18 protein-coding genes are annotated in these 19463 nt (G+C 63.9%); 13 read left to right on the top strand and 5 right to left on the bottom strand.

Annotation, left to right across the window (positions count from 1 at the left end):
• Positions 1-208: 208 nt before the first annotated feature.
• The 6 genes from napE to AKL29_RS32695 all read left to right on the top strand — a co-directional run bounded on the left by napE (position 209) and on the right by AKL29_RS32695 (position 6966).
• Positions 209-394: a periplasmic nitrate reductase, NapE protein gene (napE, locus tag AKL29_RS32720; RefSeq protein WP_050387022.1), complete on the top strand. Its 186-nt coding sequence runs from the start codon at positions 209-211 to the stop codon at positions 392-394.
• A 44-nt stretch (positions 395-438) separates the two neighbouring features.
• Positions 439-726, top strand: a complete 288-nt coding sequence (locus AKL29_RS32715; protein ID WP_152977868.1) for a chaperone NapD — start codon at positions 439-441, stop codon at positions 724-726.
• A gap of 18 nt (positions 727-744) precedes the next feature.
• Positions 745-3258, top strand: a complete 2514-nt coding sequence (gene napA, locus AKL29_RS32710) for a nitrate reductase catalytic subunit NapA (RefSeq protein WP_050387021.1) — start codon at positions 745-747, stop codon at positions 3256-3258.
• Positions 3255-3725 (top strand): nitrate reductase cytochrome c-type subunit, encoded by a 471-nt coding sequence (locus AKL29_RS32705; RefSeq protein WP_050387020.1) that lies wholly within the window; start codon positions 3255-3257, stop codon positions 3723-3725. Before napA ends, AKL29_RS32705 begins: the two co-directional genes overlap by 4 nt.
• Positions 3722-4360, top strand: coding sequence for a NapC/NirT family cytochrome c (locus AKL29_RS32700; protein ID WP_028331526.1), 639 nt, complete (start codon positions 3722-3724; stop codon positions 4358-4360). The genes AKL29_RS32705 and AKL29_RS32700 overlap by 4 nt, the downstream gene beginning before the upstream one ends.
• A 959-nt stretch (positions 4361-5319) precedes the next feature.
• A complete protein-coding gene (locus tag AKL29_RS32695; RefSeq protein ID WP_050387019.1) occupies positions 5320-6966 on the top strand; it encodes an arylsulfatase in 1647 nt (548 codons plus the stop codon).
• A 152-nt stretch (positions 6967-7118) separates the two neighbouring features.
• Here AKL29_RS32695 and frc read toward each other — a convergent pair whose 3' ends face one another.
• The 3 genes from frc to AKL29_RS32680 all read right to left on the bottom strand — a co-directional run bounded on the left by frc (position 7119) and on the right by AKL29_RS32680 (position 10958).
• Positions 7119-8396, bottom strand: coding sequence for a formyl-CoA transferase (gene frc / locus AKL29_RS32690; RefSeq protein WP_050387018.1), 1278 nt, complete (start codon positions 8394-8396; stop codon positions 7119-7121).
• Positions 8397-8458: 62 nt separating this feature from the next.
• On the bottom strand, positions 8459-10192 hold the full coding sequence (gene oxc / locus AKL29_RS32685) for an oxalyl-CoA decarboxylase (protein WP_050387167.1): 1734 nt from the start codon (positions 10190-10192) through the stop codon (positions 8459-8461).
• Positions 10193-10262: 70 nt separating this feature from the next.
• On the bottom strand, positions 10263-10958 hold the full coding sequence (locus tag AKL29_RS32680) for a GntR family transcriptional regulator (RefSeq protein ID WP_050387017.1): 696 nt from the start codon (positions 10956-10958) through the stop codon (positions 10263-10265).
• Between the two features lie 217 nt (positions 10959-11175).
• Between AKL29_RS32680 and AKL29_RS32675 the strand changes: the two genes are divergently transcribed.
• The 6 genes from AKL29_RS32675 to AKL29_RS32650 all read left to right on the top strand — a co-directional run bounded on the left by AKL29_RS32675 (position 11176) and on the right by AKL29_RS32650 (position 16392).
• Positions 11176-13305, top strand: coding sequence for an acetate--CoA ligase family protein (locus AKL29_RS32675; RefSeq protein WP_050387016.1), 2130 nt, complete (start codon positions 11176-11178; stop codon positions 13303-13305).
• Between the two features lie 219 nt (positions 13306-13524).
• Positions 13525-14322, top strand: coding sequence for a sterol desaturase family protein (locus AKL29_RS32670; protein ID WP_050387166.1), 798 nt, complete (start codon positions 13525-13527; stop codon positions 14320-14322).
• Positions 14309-14686, top strand: a complete 378-nt coding sequence (locus tag AKL29_RS32665) for a hypothetical protein (protein WP_050387015.1) — start codon at positions 14309-14311, stop codon at positions 14684-14686. The genes AKL29_RS32670 and AKL29_RS32665 overlap by 14 nt, the downstream gene beginning before the upstream one ends.
• Positions 14687-14698: 12 nt before the next feature.
• Positions 14699-14896 (top strand): hypothetical protein, encoded by a 198-nt coding sequence (locus AKL29_RS32660; RefSeq protein WP_024579640.1) that lies wholly within the window; start codon positions 14699-14701, stop codon positions 14894-14896.
• 40 nt (positions 14897-14936) lie between these two features.
• Positions 14937-15245 (top strand): DUF6166 domain-containing protein, encoded by a 309-nt coding sequence (locus AKL29_RS32655; RefSeq protein WP_028331517.1) that lies wholly within the window; start codon positions 14937-14939, stop codon positions 15243-15245.
• Positions 15246-15282: 37 nt separating this feature from the next.
• The gene (locus tag AKL29_RS32650) at positions 15283-16392 is read left to right on the top strand and encodes a Zn-dependent alcohol dehydrogenase (RefSeq protein WP_050387014.1); all 1110 of its coding nucleotides are present in this window, start codon (positions 15283-15285) and stop codon (positions 16390-16392) included.
• Between the two features lie 6 nt (positions 16393-16398).
• On the opposite strand, the gene AKL29_RS32645 is transcribed toward AKL29_RS32650, so the two are convergent.
• Complete coding sequence (locus AKL29_RS32645) at positions 16399-17157, bottom strand: GntR family transcriptional regulator (protein WP_050387013.1); 759 nt, start codon at positions 17155-17157, stop codon at positions 16399-16401.
• 106 nt (positions 17158-17263) lie between these two features.
• Entirely contained in the window at positions 17264-18673 is a 1410-nt protein-coding gene (locus tag AKL29_RS32640) for an MFS transporter (protein WP_050387012.1), read from the bottom strand.
• 364 nt (positions 18674-19037) lie between these two features.
• Between AKL29_RS32640 and AKL29_RS32635 the strand changes: the two genes are divergently transcribed.
• On the top strand, positions 19038-19445 hold the full coding sequence (locus tag AKL29_RS32635) for a hypothetical protein (protein WP_050387011.1): 408 nt from the start codon (positions 19038-19040) through the stop codon (positions 19443-19445).
• Positions 19446-19463 lie beyond the last annotated feature (18 nt).

Raw genomic sequence — 19463 nt, 5'->3', positions numbered from 1 at the left:
GGGCGGCGGTGCCGAGGGCGGTGAGCGGGGCCGACGCGCGATCGATTGCGGAGCATCATCGTGCTGCCGGCCCGGGATATGCTGCGCGAGGCCATTGTGCAGTTTGTTGATCTGAATCAACGTCGGGCGCCGCGCCGCCCTCTAGATTGACGTCCAAAGCAGCGGCCCGGATGCCGTCCCCCCAACGTCCCAAGTGAGAGACACGATCATGGCGGTCGCAGACGGCGACGCAGATGTACGGCCTCGCCGAACGCGAATGGAAATCTTCGCCTTCCTGTTCCTGACCGCCATCCTGATGCCGGGGCTCGCGGTCGCGACGGTGGGGTCATACGGCCTCGCGGTCTGGATCTACCAAATGGTGGCCGGCCCTCCCGGTCCGCCCCCGCCGCATTGACAGGGAGAGACATCGTTGTGCGCAAGACCGCGATCAATCGCCGTATGTTGATTACCGGCCGCGCTTTGACAGCGGAGCGCGTCGTGGCGCCACCCGGGGGCGAGATCGCCAGCATCCTGGTGCAGGCCCGGCCCGAGCGCCTTGATGCGGTCGAAGCCGATATCCTCGCCGTTTCCGGCTGCGAGATTTTCGGCCGCGACCCCAGAGGCAAGCTCGTCGTGGTGGTCGATGCACCCGATGCCGGTGCGCTCGGCGCGACGCTGAACACGATCGCTCTGTTACCGCACGTCCATTCCGCCTCGCTGGTGTTTCACGCCATCGACGTCTGCTGAAGTGCCGGGAGGCCAGCCATGACCGAAACCAAGCTCGACCGCCGCCAGATGCTGAAGCTGGAGGCCGCCGCGATCGCCGCAGCGGCCGGTGGAATGCCGGTTGCGTCGGTCGCGGCAAACCTCGTCACCGAACGCGATGCCAGCGAACTCGACTGGAACAAGGCTCCCTGCCGCTTCTGCGGCACCGGTTGCAGCGTCATGGTGGCAACCAAGGACAATCGCGTCGTTGCTACCCATGGCGATATCAAGGCCGAGGTCAATCGCGGCCTCAACTGCGTGAAGGGCTACTTCCTCTCCAAGATCATGTACGGCCACGATCGCCTGACGCGGCCGATGCTGCGCAAGACCAACGGCAAGTACGACAAGAACGGAGACTTCACCCCGGTCTCGTGGGACGAGGCGTTCGACATCATGGCCGAGAAGTTCAAGGCGGCGCTCAAGCAGCGCGGGCCGAGCGGCATCGGCATGTTCGGCTCCGGCCAATGGACGATCTGGGAGGGCTATGCGGCGTCAAAGCTGTTCAAGGCCGGCTTCCGCTCCAACAACATCGATCCTAACGCGCGCCACTGCATGGCCTCCGCGGTGGTCGGCATGATGCGCACCTTCGGCATCGACGAGCCGGCCGGCTGCTACGACGACATCGAGGCCACCGACGCCTTCGTACTGTGGGGCTCCAACATGGCGGAGATGCACCCGATCCTGTGGACGCGGGTGACCGACCGCCGGCTATCGGCGGCGCATGTGCGGGTCGCCGTGCTCTCGACCTTCGAACATCGCTCGTTCGACCTCGCGGACATCGGGATCGTGTTCACGCCGCACTCCGATCTCTACATCCTCAATGCGATCGCCAATCACATCATCAAGACCGGGCGTGTGAACAGGGATTTCGTCACGGCGCATACCGTGTTCAAGCGCGGCCAGACCGACATCGGTTACGGCCTGAGGCCCGATCATCCGCTGCAGAAGAAGGCGACGGGCGCGGCCAAGGCAAACGACGCCACCGATATGAGCTACGACGACTACGTCAAATTCCTCGCCGACTACACGCTGGAAAAGGCAGCGAAGATGTCGGGCGTTCCGCTCAATCGCCTGGAGGCGCTGGCCGAGCTCTACGCCGACCCGAAGACCAAGGTCGTCAGCTTCTGGACCATGGGTTTCAACCAGCACACCCGCGGCGTCTGGTGCAACAATCTGGTCTACAATCTTCACCTTCTGACCGGGAAGATCGCGGAGCCCGGCAACAGCCCGTTTTCGCTGACCGGCCAGCCCTCGGCCTGCGGCACCGCACGCGAGGTGGGGACCTTCTCGCACCGCCTCCCGGCAGACATGGTCGTCACCAACAAGGCGCATCGCGACAAGGCGGAGGAGATCTGGAAGCTGCCGGAAGGCACGATTCCGGACAAGCCGGGCTATCATGCGGTGTTGCAAAGCCGGATGCTGAAGGACGGTCTGCTCAACGCCTACTGGGTGCAGGTCAACAACAATTTGCAGGCCGGTCCCAACATCAACGAGGAAACCTATCCCGGTTTCCGCAACCCCGACAATTTCATTGTCGTTTCGGAAGTCTATCCGACCGTCACCGCGCTTGGCGCCGACCTCATCTTGCCGACCGCGATGTGGGTGGAAAAGGAAGGCGCCTACGGCAATGCCGAGCGGCGCACCCAGTTCTGGCACCAGCTCGTCACCGCGCCGGGCGAGTCGCGTTCTGACCTTTGGCAATTGATGGAATTTTCCAAGCGTTTCAAGATCGAGGAGGTCTGGCCGGAAGAGTTGCTGGCGAAGAAGCCGGAGTATCGTGGCAAGACGCTGTTCGACGTGCTGTATCGCAACGGCCAGGTCGACAAGTTTCCGGTCTCCGACATCGCGTCGGGCTACGCCAACGACGAATCCAAGGCGCTCGGCTTCTATGTCCAGAAAGGGCTATTTGAGGAGTACGCCAGCTTCGGCCGCGGCCACGGCCACGATCTCGCGCCGTTCGATGCCTATCACGGCGAGCGCGGGCTGCGCTGGCCGGTCGTGAACGGCAAGGAGACGAAGTGGCGCTTCCGCGAGGGCTCGGATCCGTATGTCGGGCAGGGCAGAGGCGTGCAGTTCTACGGTTTTGCCGATGGCAAGGCGCGCATCTTTGCGCTTCCCTACGAACCGCCGGCGGAATCGCCCGATAGCGAATACCCCTTGTGGCTCTCCACCGGCCGGGTGCTGGAGCATTGGCACTCCGGCACCATGACCCGCCGCGTGCCCGAACTCTATCGCGCGTTTCCCGAGGCGGTCTGCTTCATGCATCCGGATGATGCGCAGGAGGCCAAGCTGCGACGCGGCGACGAGGTCAAGGTCATCTCTCGCCGCGGGTTTATCCGGGCGCGGCTGGAGACCCGCGGCCGCGACCGACCGCCGCGAGGCCTCGTGTTCGTTCCGTGGTTCGACGAGTCGAAGCTGATCAACAAGGTGACGCTCGACGCCACTGATCCGCTTTCGCTGCAGACCGACTTCAAGAAATGCGCCGTGCGCATCGAGAAGGTGCTGCCGTCATGATCAGGAATCTGCGCGTCGTTCTGCTTGTCCTGGCGATAGGGGCCGGCACCGGCACATTGGCGGCGCAATCGCTCAATTCCGGGCTGCGCGGGCCGACGCCGCTCGATAGTGAAGGCCCGGCTCCGCCGATGATGCCGACGCGCAACACGTCCGAGCGTGAGGTCAGAAACTATCCCGAGCAACCGCCGGTAATTCCGCATTCGATCGACGGCTACCAGATCGATCTGAACAGCAACAAATGCCTGTCCTGTCACGCGCGTGCGCGCACCGGCGAGTCGCAGGCGCCGATGGTCTCGATTACTCATTTCATGGATCGCGACGGCCAGTTCCTTGCGTCGATCTCGCCGCGCCGTTTTTTCTGCACTGAATGTCACGTACCGCAGAGCGTGAGCAATCCGCCCGTCAGCAACGACTTCGTCGACATCGACACCATGTTGAGCCGCGCGGCTCCGGGCGGCCGTCGATGAAGGCGGCCGACCCGCAAACCTCAAAGGAGGGGCTCTTCCGACGCGCATGGGCCTTCGCGCGCGAGTTGTGGGAAGTGCTAGTGCGGCCGAGCACGGTGTTCGGGCTCGGCGTATTGGTGATCGCAGGCTTCGTCGCCGGCGTTGTTTTCTGGGGCGGCTTCAATACCGCACTCGAGCTGACCAACACCGAAAAATTCTGCACCGGCTGCCATGAGATGCGCGAAAATCTGTTTACGGAGCTGAAGTCGACCATCCATTTCACCAATCGCTCCGGCGTCCGCGCCACCTGCCCGGATTGTCACGTTCCGCACAACTGGACCGACAAGATCGCGCGCAAGATGCAGGCCTCCAAGGAGGTGTGGGGCCACCTGTTCGGCGTCATCGACACCCGCGACAAGTTTGTCGACAAGCGGCTCGAGCTCGCGCTGCATGAGTGGGCGCGTTTCAAGGCCAACGATTCACTCGAGTGCCGCAACTGTCACAGCGCGGAATCGATGGATATCACCAAACAGTCGCCGCGCGCGTCGGTGGCGCACCAGCGCTTCCTGTTTTCCGGCGAGAAGACCTGCATCGATTGCCACAAGGGCATTGCACATCACTTGCCCGACATGCGCGGGGTTCCGGGCTGGCAATGAGCACCGGCTCTTGCCGGGCCTCGATCAACGTCCGTGTCGGGAGAGAAGCACACGACCAGCCGACGCAAGCAAAAATGGCCGCGGTTTCCCGCGGCCATCAACGACGTTGAAACGTCGGAACTCACGTGCTTGTTTATCCGATCAGAAGGGGAGCTTCTCATGTTCGCGAGAGCTGTCGCCGTTGCAGGTGCCCTGATGCTGGGCGTTTTTGCCGTAACTACCGATGTCTCTGCACAAGGTGTCGGCAGTCATTATCGTTATGCAGTGGCCCCCTCCGGCAACCTTGCGGTTGGGGGAGCACCAACGACCGGCGGAGCAAGAGCTAATCCGGCGACCGGCCCGCAGTATTTTAATGCCAGCCCGCCGCCCTCCAGCACCCTGAAAAACGGGTCGAGCCTTGGTCTAGGTGGTCCTTATACTGGGACCAGGGTCATCAATCGTTAGATGAGACGTCTGCTTGCCGGGTCACCGGACCGAGCGCCAGCGGACCGCGCAAGTCGCCAACGCCGCTATCTCTCCGCATCGACTTGACCTCGGACAAGGCAAGTCGAACGAGGGGATCGCGGGCATCCTCGGCGTCGGGTTCGACGCGGTGTAGGCGCACGTCGAGGCGATCAACAGCAAGATCGATCCCGACGGCCACCGCGCCGCGATCGTCATCGCACACACCACGCCGCCGTTTGCCGACCTGCCGCCGCTGTGGAAGTTGGGGCTGGAAGGGTCAGCGGGCTGACATGTCAGGTCGCTCGCGGCCGATAGCGGCTCGCGCTGACGATGTCGCCACTGATCCAGGACCGGACGCTGATATCGCTGCCAAAACGCATGATGTTCGCCGTTGAGTTGAGGCGCGATGCCCGCCCGGGTTGTATGGCACAAACTGCACATCCGTAACCTCGCTCGTTGCCCTAAGCTGGTCTCACTGCCTTCCCGCAACTCGCGTGTGAGATCGGAGCAAGATAATGAGCACTGAGGACAAACCGTCGCCGAAAGCCGTATCCGTAGGCGACCTTGATCGCCGACGTTTGCTGTTGGGGACGTCAACATTGGTCGCGGCGGCCGCGCTCACGTCGGAAGCACTCGGCCAAGCCCAGCAGGCGTCGCCCGCCAGCCCGGCCTCCGGAGCTGCAAGAAAGCCCAACATTCTCTTCATCATGGGGGACGACATCGGCTGGTTTAATGTGAGCGCCTACAATATGGGTGTCATGGGCTATCGCACGCCAAATATCGATCGCATTGGTCGGGAGGGAGCGACCTTCACAGATTGGTACGGGCAGCAGAGTTGCACTGCGGGACGCGCCGCCTTCATCACCGGCCAGACGCCGATCCGGACCGGCCTTACCAAGGTAGGACTGCCTGGTGCCGAACTCGGACTTGGACCGCTCGATCCGAGCGTCGCCGACGTGCTCAAGACGTATGGTTACGCCACCGGACAATTCGGCAAGAACCATCTTGGTGACCGCGACGAACATCTGCCGACCGCGCACGGCTTCGACGAGTTCTTCGGCAATCTCTATCACCTCAACGCCGAAGAGGAGCCGGAGAACCCGGACTATCCAAAAGATCCCGATTTCCGCAAGAAATTCGGTCCACGGGGTGTGTTGAAGTCAACGGCCGACGGCAAGATCGAAAACACCGGCCCGTTAAACACCAAACGCATGGAAACGATCGACGAGGAATTCCTCGCGGCTGCCAAGGATTTCATTAACCGACAACATCGGGCCAACAAACCGTGGTTTTGCTATTTCAATTCAACGCGAATGCACATCTTCACGCACCTGAAGGCAGCGTCGCAGGGCAAGACGGGACTCGGCGTCTATCCCGATGGCATGGTGGAGCATGACGGCATGGTCGGCGAGTTGTTGAAGCTCGTGGACGATCTCGGTGTCGCCGACAACACCATCGTGGTCTACACAACGGACAACGGGGCTGAAGTCTTCACGTGGCCCGACGGCGGCACAACGCCATTCAGAGGCGAGAAAGCCACCAACTGGGAAGGCGGCTTCCGCGTCCCTTGCCTGATCAAGTGGCCCGGCGTCATCAAGCCTGGAACGATCGTCAATGATCTCTGCGCCCACGAGGATTTCATTCCGACCTTCGCGGCCGCCAACGGCGATACCGATCTCGTCGAACGGACGAAGAAGGGGACGGCTCTCAACGGCAAGCAATTCAAGGTTCACCTCGACGGATTCAATCTGCTTCCCTTCCTGAAGGGCGACGCCAAGGAATCGCCGCGCAAGGAGTTCCTCTATTGGAGCGACGATGGCGATCTGATGGCTCTGCGGGTGGGGCACTGGAAGGCGACGTTCATGGAGCAACACACCGAAGTAAGTCCACAAGCTCCTCTCGGCGTCTGGCAGGGTCAGTTCACAAAGCTGCGTGCGCCTATGTTGTACAATCTGCGCGCCGACCCCTTCGAGCGGGGCCCGACAAGCATGCTGTATGGCGACTGGCACGCCCACCGCGCGTTTCTGCTAGTGCCTGCGCAAGCGATCGTCGCCAGGTACGTCGAGAGCTTCAAAGAATTTCCACCGCGTGCCAAGGCGGCGAGCTTCACCGTTGGCGATGTGATGGAGAAGCTCACGACAGCGGGACCGGCAAAGAATTGAGGTTCTGAGGACCTGCCGGGACGGCAGTGCCGTCCCAATCTGGCTATGAGGGCCACGTAGCAAACCCGGACAGGACAATTCCTGAAGGTCTGCTCCAAGCAAAAATGGCCGCGGTTCCCGCGGCCATTCGTGTCTTGCTTGAGTGCGAGCCTTTACTCGGCCGCCTGCTTGCGCGGCGCGTCGAGGGCGCCGGAGTCGTGGATCTCGGCGACCTGGTGATCGCTGAAGCCGAGCACCTCGCGCAGGATTTCGTCGGTGTGCTCGCCGAGCAGCGGCGAACGCTGAACGTCGCTCGGCGAATCCGACAGCTTGATCGGGTTGCCGACCGAGACGTACTTGCCACGGGTCGGGTGATCGACCTCGACCACGGTGCCGGTCGCGCGCAGCGACTGGTCTTCCGCGATCTCCTTCATCGACAGGATCGGACCGCAGGGGATGTCGTCCTTGTTGAGGATCTCCATCGCCTCGAACTTGGTCTTGGTCATCGTCCACTGCTCGATGCGGGCGAAGATCTCGTTGAGGCGCGGCAGGCGGGCCGGCGGCTTGGCGTAGTTCGGATCGGTCTTCCAGGTCGGCTCGCCGATCACGTCGCAGATCTTCTCCCAGACCGGGGCCTGGGTGATGAAGTAGATGTAGGCGTTCGGGTCGGTCTCCCAGCCCTTGCACTTCAGGATGCGGCCGGGCTGGCCGCCGCCGGAATCGTTGCCGGCGCGCGGCACGGCATCGCCGAACGGAATGCCTTCGCCGAACTGGCTGTATTCCTTCAGCGGACCGTGGGCGAGGCGCTGCTGGTCGCGCAGCTTGACGCGGGCGAGGTTGAGCACGCCGTCCTGCATCGCGGCGGTGACGCGCTGGCCCTTGCCGGAGTGGGTGCGCTGGTAGAGCGCGGTGACGATGCCGAGCGCGAGATGCAACCCGGTGCCGCTGTCGCCGATCTGTGCGCCGGTGACCAGCGGCAGGCCGTCGCGGAAGCCGGTGGTCGAGGCGGCGCCGCCGGTGCACTGCGCGACGTTCTCGTAGACCTTGCAGTCTTCATACGGGCCCGGGCCGAAGCCCTTGATCGAGGCGACGATCATCTTCGGGTTGATGGCCTGGATCTTCTCCCAAGGGAAGCCCATGCGATCGAGCACGCCGGGGCCGAAGTTTTCGACCAGCACGTCGCACTGCTTGATCAGCGCGGTCAACACTTCCTTGCCCTTCGGGTTCTTGGTGTCGAGCGTGATCGAGCGCTTATTGTGATTCAGCATGGTGAAATACAGGCTGTCCACGTTCGGGATGTCCTGCAGCTGGCCGCGCGTGATGTCGCCGACGCCGGGACGCTCGACCTTGATCACGTCGGCGCCGAACCAGGCCAGCAATTGCGTGCAGGTCGGACCCGACTGGACGTGGGTGAAATCGAGAATGCGAACGCCCTTCAGCGCCTTGGTCATAATGTTTGCTCCGTACTTATATGCCCCTGCACCCGCAGGGAGTGATGGGTTAGGGGGACCTGTTACTTCTTCTTCTGCAGAACGCTCTGCGGATTGAGGTTGCCGATGCGGCCGCTCTCCGAGCCCGCCGCCGGATCGATCACCGCGTTGATCAGCGTCGGCTTGCCGGAATCCAGCGCCGCATTGACCGCGCGCTTCAACTCGTCCGGCGAGGTGGCGTTGACGCCGACGCCGCCGAAGGCTTCCATCATCTTGTCGTAGCGCGAGCCCTTGACGAACACGGTGGTCGCCGGATCGTCGCCGGCGCTGTTGACGTCGGTGCCGCGATAGATGCCGTCATTGTTGAAGATCACGACGCAGATCGGCAGCTTGTAGCGGCAGATGGTCTCGACCTCCATGCCCGAGAACCCGAATGCGCTGTCGCCCTCGACCGCGAGCACGGGCAGGCCGGTCTCGACCGCAGCGGCGATCGAATAGCCCATGCCGATGCCCATCACGCCCCAGGTGCCGACGTCGAGCCGCTTGCGCGGCTTGTGCATGTCGACGACGCCGCGGGCGAGGTCGAGCGTGTTGGCACCCTCGTTGACGAAGATGGTGTCCGGACGTTCCGCGATGATCGCGCGCAGCGCGCCGAGCGCACCGTGATAGTCCATCGGCGAAGCGTTGCTCATCAGCTTCGGCGCCATCTTGGCGACGTTGTCGTCGCGCTTCTTGCTGACGGTCGAGAGCCAGTCGGACGGCGCCGCGGTCCAGTTCGCGCCCATGGCGTCGAGGAATGCCGACACGCAGGAGCCGATATCGCCGACCACGGGGGCGACGATCTCGACGTTGGAATCCATTTCCTTCGGCTCGATGTCGACCTGGATGAATTTCTTCGGGGCTTCGCCCCAGGTCTTGCCCTTGCCATGCGAGAGCAGCCAGTTGAGGCGGGCGCCGATCAGCATGACGACGTCGGCTTCCTTCAGCACCGTCGAGCGCGCCGCACCCGCGCATTGCGGATGCAGATCGGGCAGCAGGCCCTTGGCCATGCTCATCGGCAGGAACGGCACGCCGCTCTTCTCGACGAAATTCTTGATCGCCTCGTCGGCCTGCGCGTAGGCCGCGCCCTTGCCGAGGATGATGAGCGGGCGTTTTGCGCTCTTCAGCACGTCCAGCGCGCGCTTGACCGAAGACGGGGAGGGGATCTGCTCGGGCGCGGCGTCGATCACCTTGACCAGCGACTTCTGACCGACGTCGGCGTTCATCACCTGCGAGAACAGCTTTGCGGGCAGGTCGAGATAGACGCCGCCCGGACGGCCCGACACCGCGGCGCGGATCGCGCGCGCGAGGCCGATGCCGATGTCCTGGGCGTGCAGCACGCGGAACGCGGCCTTGCACAGCGGCTTGGCGATCGCGAGCTGATCCATCTCTTCATAGTCGCCCTGCTGCAGGTCGACGATCTCGCGCTCGGACGAGCCCGAGACCAGGATCATCGGGAAGCAGTTGGTGGTGGCGTGCGCGAGCGCGGTGAGGCCGTTGAGGAAGCCGGGCGCCGACACCGTGAGGCAGACGCCGGGCCGCTTGGTCAGGAAGCCGGCGATCGAAGCCGCATAGCCGGCATTCTGCTCGTGGCGGAACGAGAGCACGCGAATGCCCGCCGCCTGGGCCATGCGGCCCAGGTCCGTGATCGGGATACCCGGCACACCATAGATGGTGTCGATGCCGTTGAGCTTGAGCGCATCGATGACGAGATGGAAGCCATCGGTCAGTTCTTGCTCGGTGCCCGGTGCCTCGGACTTCGTAGCGGTATTCAGCATCGGCATCGTCTCCCTGGTCGTTCTTGTTCGGACGATCTGATTGTCGTCTGAAGCGTGTGAACTTGAGTGGTTAAGTGAAAAGTTCCTGGCCGTGCGCCTCGACATAGGCGGCAAGCCCAAGCGTGTGGTCGCGTGCGCGCTTCTCGGCAAGCTCGGTGTCGCGCGCTTCCAGCGCCTCGATGATCCCGAGATGCTCGGGCAGCGAGGTCGCGGTGCGGTCCTTGCGGCCGATCGTGAGCTGGCGATAGCCGCGCACATGCAGCAGCAGGTCATTGGTGAGGTCGACCAGAACAGGCGATTCCGACAGCGAGATCAGCGCCTGGTGGAAGGCGATATTGGCCTTGGAATATTCCTCGACGTGATCCTGCGGCAGGCGATCGTCGCTGAAGTCCTTGAAGAAGTCGCGCAGCGCCGAAATGTCCTTCTTGCGCGCGGTGGTCGTGATCAGGCGCGCCGCCATGCTCTCCAGCGCCGCCCAGGCGCGGATCATGTCGACGATCTCCGCCTTGGTGCGGCGGACCACGACGATGCCGCGGCGCGGCACGGTCTTCACGAATCCGTCCTGCTCGAGCATCGCGATCGCTTCGCGGATCGGCGTGCGGCTGACGCCGAGGCGCTCGGACAGTGCGCGCTCGTCGAGCATCACCGGCTCCGGCGTCGCGTAGATGTCCATCTTCAGGATCGCTTCCTTCAAGGCTTCATAGGCCTTGTTCTTGAAGCTCGTCTCCGGCGCGATCCGGACGATGGCGATATCTGTGTCAGCCATGGTGGGCGACGCCTTGGTCTGTTTCGGTTCTGGCACGACTCGTCTCCTCCTCTTGGAGACGTCTTCTTAGCAGAAGAAATTACCTTAGATTTTTGGCATGCCAAATACCAGAATGTCAAGCTGCCTATATTTTTCGATCTTTTTGGACCTCGACCGACCTTGACAATTGCGTTTTTGGCATACCAAATGCCACGAAATCTGTCCCAGGAGGAAGCCAATGTCAAATTCGAAGGATGCGGTCCGCAAAATTCTCGATGCGGTCAAGGCCGACAAGCGCACGAGCCTCACCGCGCCCGAAGGCAAGGTGGTGTGCGACGCCTACGGCATTCCGGTGCCGAAAGAGGGTGTCGCCAAGTCCGCGGCCGAGGCCGCCCGCATCGCCTCCGACATGGGCTTCCCGGTGGTCATGAAGATCGTCTCGCCCGACATCCTCCACAAGACCGAGGCCGGCGGCGTGGTGGTCGGCGTCAAGAGCGCCGCCGAGGCCGAGAAGAGCTATGAGACGATTCTGGCCAACGCCAGGAAGTACAAGGCCGACGCCAAGATCGAGGGCATCCAGGTCCAGCAGATGCTGGGCGGCGGCACCGAGGTGATCGTCGGCTCGATCACCGACGGCTCGTTCGGCAAGCTGGTCGCCTTCGGTCTCGGCGGTGTGCTGGTCGAGATCCTCAAGGACATCACCTTCCGCCTTGCGCCCGCGACCAAGGACGACGCCCTGTCGATGCTCGACGGCATCCAGGCGCATGAGATGCTGAAGGGCGTGCGCGGCGGCGAGGCAGTCAATCGCGAGGCGCTCGCCGACGTCATCGTCAAGGTGTCGCAGCTGGTCAGCGATTTCCCCGAGATCGTCGAGCTCGACCTCAACCCGGTGTTCGCCACCAGCAAGAACGCGATCGCCGCCGACGTCCGCATCGTCGTCGACTTCAACTACAAGCCGCGCCCGGCGCCGCGTCCGACCGAAGAGATCGTCGCCGCGATGAACCGCATCATGCAGCCGAAGGGCGTTGCGGTGATCGGCGCCTCCGCCGAGGACGGCAAGATCGGCAACTCCGTGATGAAGAACCTCATCAATGGCGGCTACAAGGGCGAGATCTACCCGATCCACCCCAAGGCCGACGAAATCCTCGGTTACAAGGCCTACAAGAGCGTCAAGGACGTGCCCGGCGTGATCGACACGGCGGTGTTCGCGATCCCGGCGAAATTCGTCGCTGGCGCGCTCGCCGAATGCGGCGAGAAGAAAATCCCCGGCGCGGTGCTGATTCCCTCGGGCTTTGCCGAGGCCGGCGCGCCGGAATTGCAGGCCGAGATCGTCGAGGTCGGCAAGAAGTACAATATCCGCCTGATGGGGCCGAACATCTACGGCTTCTACTATACCCCGGCCAATCTCTGCGCCACGTTCTGCACTGCCTATGACGTCAAGGGCCACGCCGCGCTGTCGTCGCAGTCGGGCGGCATCGGCATGGCGATCATCGGCTTCTCGCGCTCGGCCAAGATGGGCGTGTCGGCGATCGTCGGCCTCGGCAACAAGTCCGACATCGACGAGGACGATCTGCTCGCCTTCTTTGAGCAGGACCCCAACACCAACCTGATCGCGCAGCACTGCGAGGATCTGAAGGACGGCCGCGCCTTCGCGGAGGCCGCCAAGCGCGTCTCCAAGAAGAAGCCGGTGGTCGTGCTCAAGGCCGGCCGCACCTCGGCCGGTGCGAAGGCGGCCTCGTCGCACACCGGCGCGCTCGCCGGCAACGACAAGATCTACGAGGACGTGTTCAAGCAGTCCGGCGTGATCCGCGCCCGCAGCCTGCGGCAGCTGCTCGAATTCGCCCGCGGCGTGCCGGTGCTGCCGACGCCGAAGGGCGAGAACGTCCTGATCATCACCGGCGCCGGCGGCTCCGGCGTGCTGCTCTCCGACTCCGTGGTCGACAACGGCCTGTCGCTGATGCAGATGCCGCCGGATCTCGATGCGGCGTTCCGCAAGTTCATCCCGCCGTTCGGCGCGGCCGGAAATCCTGTGGATATCACCGGCGGCGAGCCGCCGATCACCTATGTCAACACCGTCAAGCTCGGCCTGTCGGACGAGCGCATCCACGCGCTGATCCTCGGCTACTGGCACACCATCGTGACGCCGCCGATGGTGTTCGCGCGCAACATGGTCGAGGTGAAGAAGGAGATGGAGGCCAAGGGCTTCGTCAAGCCGATCGTCGCCTCGCTCGCCGGCGACGTCGAGGTCGAGGAAGCCGCCGAATATCTCTACCAGCACGGCATCCCGGCCTACGCCTATTCGACCGAACTCCCGGTCGAGGTGCTCGGTGCCAAGTACAAGTGGGCCCGCGGCGCGGGCCTGCTCTGATCTTCTGAATCTGTCGAATACTATGGCCGCCCCGGACACCGTCCGGGGCGGTTTTTTGTTGTTGGCCGTTCTCGAGACCACCCCAGGCTTTCCCTGATCGGTCCTGAGCGGGTTCCGCGCACCATCTTCTTTTCCGGACCCGCGCGCGGCTGACGAAGCTTGCCTTCCGCACCTGATGTGCTACTGATATATCAGATCAGAATGACGGAGGACCTCGCGATGGAGTTGGCTGCAACAGGGATGACCGACCGCCAGCGCAAATATCGCGCGACCTACCGCGAGCGCGTGGTGGGGTGGTACAATGGCTGGCTGCATGTCGTGCTGATCTACACGATCGGCTTCACGGCGCTGTACGTCTATCTGGCCAATGTGCATGACGTGAAATGGTGGGAATACCTCACCATTCCCGTAATCTTCCTGATCGCAAACTTCTTCGAATGGGCGGTGCATCGCTTCGTCATGCACCGGCCCTCGAATGTGCCCCTGCTGCGCGCGATCTACAGCCGCCATACGCTGATGCACCATCAGTTCTTCACCGAGGAGGAGATGCGCTTCGCCGATCATCACGACTGGCGCGTCACCTTCTTCCCGCCCTATGCGCTCGTGGTGTTTACCCTGATGTCGATCCCGCCGGCGATCATCGCGGGCCTTGTGATCTCGGCCAACACCGGCTGGCTGCTGATCACCACGACGACCTCGATGTACCTGATCTACGAGTTCATGCACTTCTGCTGCCACGTCGAGGAAAATGCCTTCGTGCGCAACATGCCCTTCGTCAACACCATCCGCCGGCACCATACCGCCCATCACAACCAGTCGATCATGATGGAGCGGAACATGAACCTGACCTTCCCGGTGATGGACTATGTGTTCGGCACCTCCGACCTCAATCGCGGCCTGCTTGGTCACATCTTCAACGGCTACAGCACGCGCCACGTGAAGACCGATATGCGCCGGACGGCGCGGACGCCGCGGGTCGTGGCAAAGGAGCAATCGGTGCCGCATGCCGCAGCTTGAACCCAATCTCGCAGGCCTCGCCTGGTTCGGCCTGCTGTGGAGCGTATGCTGCATCGGCTTCCTGCAACTGGCCGGCATGTACCCGCTGCGCGGGCGCGCAGTCCTGCCAGTGACGATCACGACCGCACTATGGGTGATGCTGCTCGCCGGCACGCTGGCATTCGCGCTGGCCGAATTGCGCTGGACCACCGTCGTTGTCGTGGGCGGCGTGCTGTTCTTGTTCTTGCCCGGGTTGTTTCAGGCGCTGCCGGAATGGTGGCGCGACGGACGCGCGGGATTGCGGCTGTCCTGTTGCGCCATGATCGTAGCGCTTGCGCTGCTGGTCCGCGTGGCGGCACCGTCGTTTCACAACTGGATGACCTGAAGGGAGGTCTCGATGCCAAGCCACATCAAGCTCATGCTGTCGCTGGCGTGCCTCGCCACGGCAGCCTGCGGGTATTTTTTCATGGTCTATCTGGGACAGCAGGGACCGAGCTATGCGGTCGCCTTCCTCGGTGTGTTCGCAACCGTCGCGATGTGGATCTTCCCCGAGGTCGTCAAGAAGGACCTCAAGATGCGCCCGCCAGGATCCTGACCGAGTTCCTGATATGATGCTGCAGCACAGGGAGGATCCGATGGCGAGCTATACCGGGGACCGCACCATCGACGGCATTTCGGTGCTGGTCGATGGCAAGCCGCTGTCACCGCATTACGACCAGCTTCGTCTCACCGAACACGGTTTTGAATGGAGCTACGAGGGGCCGGAGCCGGCACAACTGGCCTTCGCGCTGCTCTATGACCATCTGCACGATGCCGCTGTTGCGAAAGCGTTACACGAGAGCTTCATGCGGCGCGTCGTCGCCAATTTCGACAATGAATGGGAGCTCTCCTCGGCCGATCTCGACGAGGCGGTCGCGGCGCTGCGCTCCGGACAGACGGCCTGAGCCCCCGTGCTGATGCCCCCGGCAGAGAATTCTTGAGATGACCCTGACCTGTCGCGCGGCGGTGCTGCATCAAGGCGGAACGCCGCTTTCCGTCGAGCGCGTATCGCTTGCGCCGCCCATGCCGACCGACGTCGTGGTGAAGGTGCGTGCCGCGGGGCTCTGTCACACCGATCTCGAAGTCATCGACGGATCGTTGCGCTATCCCTTGCCGATGATCCTCGGGCACGAGGCGGCAGGCGTGGTCGAGGAAATCGGCAGTGCGGTGCGCGACATCAGCGTCGGCGATCACGTCATCCTGTCCTGGAATCCGCATTGCGGGCATTGCTTTCACTGCGACCGCGCGCAGCCGATCCTGTGCGAGACCTATCTCGCGCGGGGCGCGGAAGGCGTGCATTTCGACGGCGCGTCGAAGGCGCGGCTCGCGGACGACCGCAACCTGGCGCACCTGATGTTCCTCGGCGCGTTCTCGGAATATGTCGTGCTGCCGGCCCAGCAGGCGATCGTCGTGCCGAACGACATCCCGTTCGACCGCGCGTGCCTGATCGGCTGCGGCGTCATGACCGGCGTCGGCGCCGCGCTGAACGTCGCCGCCATCGGTCACGGTGATACCGTGATGGTCACCGGCTGCGGCGCGGTCGGGCTGGCAGCGGTGCAGGGCGCCCGGCTTGCCGGCGCCGGTGCTGTTATCGCGGTCGACCTCGACGATGCAAAGCTTGGCCTCGCGCGGCAGCTCGGCGCCACGCACGTCGTCAACGCGGCCCGCGAGGATCCGGTCCAGTTCGCAAAGCAGGCGACGTGCGGCCGGGGAGCCGACGTCATCCTTGAGGCGGCGGGCCATCCGCAGGCGTTCCGGCAGACCGCGGAGGCGGTGCGGCCGGGCGGTGAGGTGATCTGGCTCGGCAAGATCGACGTCACGCAGGATGTGAGTTTTCGCTGGGGCGCGTTGATGGGCGAGAAGCGATTTCGCCGCTCGAGCTATGGCGGCGCGCGGCCCCGGCGCGACTTTCCCTTGCTGGCGCAGGCCTATCTCGACGGCCGGCTCAAGCTCGACGAACTGATCACCGGCCGCTGCACGCTCGACGGCATCAATGACGGCTTCGAGGCGCTGCGGCGCGGACGGTCGATCCGCACGGTCGTCGAGCTCTGAACGCTCTTACAGCGTCGAACGGGCAAAACTCTCGATGTAATCGATCAGGCTGTCGGAGGCCGCGCCCGCGGCGTCGACGCGGCGCTCGGCGACGGCTTCGGCGACGTCGGCATGCAGCCGCGCCGCCAGCGGCAGATCGGCCGCTTCCTTGTAATGCTGGTACCAGAACCGGCGCGACAGGCCATGCATCAGGCCCATGGCGCGGGAGGCGAACTCGTTGCGCGACGCCGCAGAGATCAGTGTGTTGAACTGGTGATCCAGCCGCATGAACAGCAGGTCGTCGGATTTCTCCGCCGCGCGCCGCATGCCGGCGGCGATCTCGGAGAACTGCGTGCGCTGCTCGCTGGTGGCGCGCTCGGCGGCGCCGCGCGCCATCAGCCGTTCCAGCTCGCGCCGCACTTCCAGCAGGCGCAGCTGGGCCCTGAGGTCGACCTCGGACACCAGCACACCGCGGCGGGCCAGGATGTTGACGAGGCCGTCGCGCGACAGGCGCTGCAAGGCTTCGCGGATCGGGGTTCGGCCGATGTTGAGCCGCTTGGCGAGCACGAGCTCGGAGAGCGCGGTGCCCGGCGGCAGTTGCAGCGTCACGATCAGCTCTTCCAGCTCGGCATAGGCGCGATCGGTGAGCGTGACGTCGCTTTGCGGAAGAGGGGCCGGCGCGGAACCGCGCGGCTTGTCGCCGGCGGCGGAGGATTGCCGTGCCGGCCGGCGGCTCCCTGCTGTGCGCGCGCGCACCGTGCTGGATCGTTTGCTCGAATTTACCATCAGGATCGTGAGTGCTGCTGTACAGCAGATATCTCACACGCTCGATGGCAATGACAAGGCCGGTCGATCGGCGCCGCGTCGAATCGGACGGCGCGCCGCGCGCCCATCAGTGCGAAATGCTTTCCAGCGTCCGGCCGCGGGTTTCCTCGCCGAGCAACAGCACCGCAAGCGCCGCCACCACGAATGCGCCGGCGCCGAGCGCAAACACGCCGCCTTGTCCGGCCGCCGGCAGGATCACGCCGATCACATAGGGGCCGATCAGCGAACCGATTCGGCCGACCGCGGAAGCAAAGCCCGTTCCGGTCGCACGGACATGGGTCGGGTACAGTTCAGGCGTATAGGCGTAGAGCGCCGACCACATGCCGAACAGGAAGAACTGCATGCAGAGGCCGGCAATGATGAGCTGGGTCTGGTCCGCCGCCGAGCCGTAGAAATGGCAGGCGATCGCGCCACAGAGCAGGTTCATCACCAGCGTCGCCTTGCGGCCCCAGGATTCGACGAGCCACGCCGAGACCAGGAAGCCGGGGATCCCCGCGAGCGAGATCAGGATGGTGTAGAACACCGATTTGGTGATCGGGAAGCCCTTGGCCTGCAGCAGCGCGCCGAGCCACGTGGTCAGGCCGTAGAAGCCGAGCAGGGCGAAGAACCACAGGGTCCACAACATCGTGGTCCGCTTGGCGTAGATGCCCGAAAACAGCGTTCTCAGGCCCGTCACTTCGGAGACGGGGGCAGCCGCCTGGCGCAGCACCGGCGGCAGGTCCTTGCCGCCGAGACGGTCGCGGACCCTGCTTTCGATATTGCGCACGGTCGCTTCGGCCCGCTCGGAATAGCCGTGCGAGGCGAGCCAGCGCGGCGATTCCGGGACGTAGCGGCGCACGACCAGCACGAACACGGCCGGGATCGCCTGCAGGATGAAAACCCAGCGCCAGTCGGCGACCTGCAGCACGAAGTAGGTCAGCAGGCCCGACGCGATGAAGCCGAGCGGCCAGAATCCTTCGAGGAACGCGATGTAGCGGCCGCGGTTGCGCGCCGGCATGATCTCCGAGACCATCGACTGCGCGACCGGAAACTCCATGCCCATTCCGAAGCCGAGCAGCAGGCGGGATGCGCCGAGCGCGGTCGCCGTGGTGGACAGACCGCAGCACAGGCTGCCCAGTCCCCAGAAGATCATGCTGACCTGGAAGACGCGGGCACGGCCGAAGCGGTCGGCGAGCAGGCCGGCGGAGGCGGCGCCCGCGAACATGCCGAGGAAGCTCATGCTGGACAGCAGCCCGGCTTCCGCTGTCGACAGGCCGAAGGTCTGGCGGATCGAGCCGAGCACGAAGGTGAGCGCGGCCAGGTCCATGCTGTCGAAAAACCACGCGGTCGCGATGATTCCGAAGATCCAGCGCTGATAGGAGGTCAGCGGCAGGCGTTCGAGCCGCGCCGCGATATCGGCGACCTGCTGCGCCTGCGCGGTTCGCGCAACGGCCGGAGCCCGGCTTCCGGCTGCCGCGGTGACGTCGGAAATGGTCATTGCTGCCTCCCCAAGTAGAGATTGATGGGCTCTTGTCGGCCCCTTTTAATAAAATGTCACACGGATAGCAGTGATATGTCAATTGCTGATCACGCACGAATTGACGGCGCGGGCGGGGCTGCGGCACCGGACGGGCCCGCGGACACATCGGCGCGTAGCCCGGACCTTCCGTGATCCGGCCGACCATCTTGCCGCGTCGGGCATCCTGCGAAGCGGCATCAAGAGCCGGTTAACGGCATCCGAGAAATCGGGGGCTAACGGATAATCCGGCTTTAATGGGGAGCTGACTAAACGTCACGTGGTTGCAAGGTGCCGGATGCCTGGAGGTATCCGATGTTGCGTCGGGCGGAGGCGTTTTCCCCATATGTCAGTTCAGGCCGATCTGGATTTTGCGAGCGACGATCGCGCGAGGGCGCAGATCGGCGCGGCGGTGAACTATCTGCTCAGGGACGCGACCGGCGTCGCGCGTGAGCATGCCGTCGAGACAATTGTCGAGATGGTGCGCGACATCGCAAGCCGGCCGCTCACTGTCGAAGCGGCATCGATTCAGCCGCTGATGAGCGGCGTCACCTATCGGGATTTTGTGATCGACGCCTACCGGCGCGATGTCGATCGCTGGCGCGCGACTATCCGCCGTTCGAACGGCAAGAAGATCCGGATCGCTTCGCCGCCGTCGGTGCGCGACGAGGCGACGACCACAGCGGACGCGATCACCGCCGAGAAGGCCATCGAGTTCGCCAGGCGGGCGATCGACTTGGGCGAGGTGATCTGACCTCGCCGCCTCAAGGCT

The sequence above is a fragment of the Bradyrhizobium pachyrhizi genome, assembly GCF_001189245.1.
Classification (GTDB): Bacteria; Pseudomonadota; Alphaproteobacteria; order Rhizobiales; family Xanthobacteraceae; genus Bradyrhizobium; species Bradyrhizobium pachyrhizi.
Note: the sequence above shows the minus strand (reverse complement) of the source record. Positions and strands in the feature narration are given on the sequence as shown.

Bases quoted from the DNA above. Each gene is read 5' to 3' on its own strand.
- napE (WP_050387022.1), top strand. From the start codon at position 209: ATGGCGGTCGCAGACGGCGACGCAGATGTACGGCCTCGCCGAACGCGA.
- AKL29_RS32715 (WP_152977868.1), top strand. From the start codon at position 439: ATGTTGATTACCGGCCGCGCTTTGACAGCGGAGCGCGTCGTGGCGCCA.
- napA (WP_050387021.1), top strand. From the start codon at position 745: ATGACCGAAACCAAGCTCGACCGCCGCCAGATGCTGAAGCTGGAGGCC.
- AKL29_RS32705 (WP_050387020.1), top strand. From the start codon at position 3,255: ATGATCAGGAATCTGCGCGTCGTTCTGCTTGTCCTGGCGATAGGGGCC.
- AKL29_RS32700 (WP_028331526.1), top strand. From the start codon at position 3,722: ATGAAGGCGGCCGACCCGCAAACCTCAAAGGAGGGGCTCTTCCGACGC.
- AKL29_RS32695 (WP_050387019.1), top strand. From the start codon at position 5,320: ATGAGCACTGAGGACAAACCGTCGCCGAAAGCCGTATCCGTAGGCGAC.
- frc (WP_050387018.1), bottom strand. From the start codon at position 8,396: ATGACCAAGGCGCTGAAGGGCGTTCGCATTCTCGATTTCACCCACGTC.
- oxc (WP_050387167.1), bottom strand. From the start codon at position 10,192: ATGCTGAATACCGCTACGAAGTCCGAGGCACCGGGCACCGAGCAAGAA.
- AKL29_RS32680 (WP_050387017.1), bottom strand. From the start codon at position 10,958: ATGGCTGACACAGATATCGCCATCGTCCGGATCGCGCCGGAGACGAGC.
- AKL29_RS32675 (WP_050387016.1), top strand. From the start codon at position 11,176: ATGTCAAATTCGAAGGATGCGGTCCGCAAAATTCTCGATGCGGTCAAG.
- AKL29_RS32670 (WP_050387166.1), top strand. From the start codon at position 13,525: ATGGAGTTGGCTGCAACAGGGATGACCGACCGCCAGCGCAAATATCGC.
- AKL29_RS32665 (WP_050387015.1), top strand. From the start codon at position 14,309: ATGCCGCAGCTTGAACCCAATCTCGCAGGCCTCGCCTGGTTCGGCCTG.
- AKL29_RS32660 (WP_024579640.1), top strand. From the start codon at position 14,699: ATGCCAAGCCACATCAAGCTCATGCTGTCGCTGGCGTGCCTCGCCACG.
- AKL29_RS32655 (WP_028331517.1), top strand. From the start codon at position 14,937: ATGGCGAGCTATACCGGGGACCGCACCATCGACGGCATTTCGGTGCTG.
- AKL29_RS32650 (WP_050387014.1), top strand. From the start codon at position 15,283: ATGACCCTGACCTGTCGCGCGGCGGTGCTGCATCAAGGCGGAACGCCG.
- AKL29_RS32645 (WP_050387013.1), bottom strand. From the start codon at position 17,157: ATGGTAAATTCGAGCAAACGATCCAGCACGGTGCGCGCGCGCACAGCA.
- AKL29_RS32640 (WP_050387012.1), bottom strand. From the start codon at position 18,673: ATGACCATTTCCGACGTCACCGCGGCAGCCGGAAGCCGGGCTCCGGCC.
- AKL29_RS32635 (WP_050387011.1), top strand. From the start codon at position 19,038: ATGTCAGTTCAGGCCGATCTGGATTTTGCGAGCGACGATCGCGCGAGG.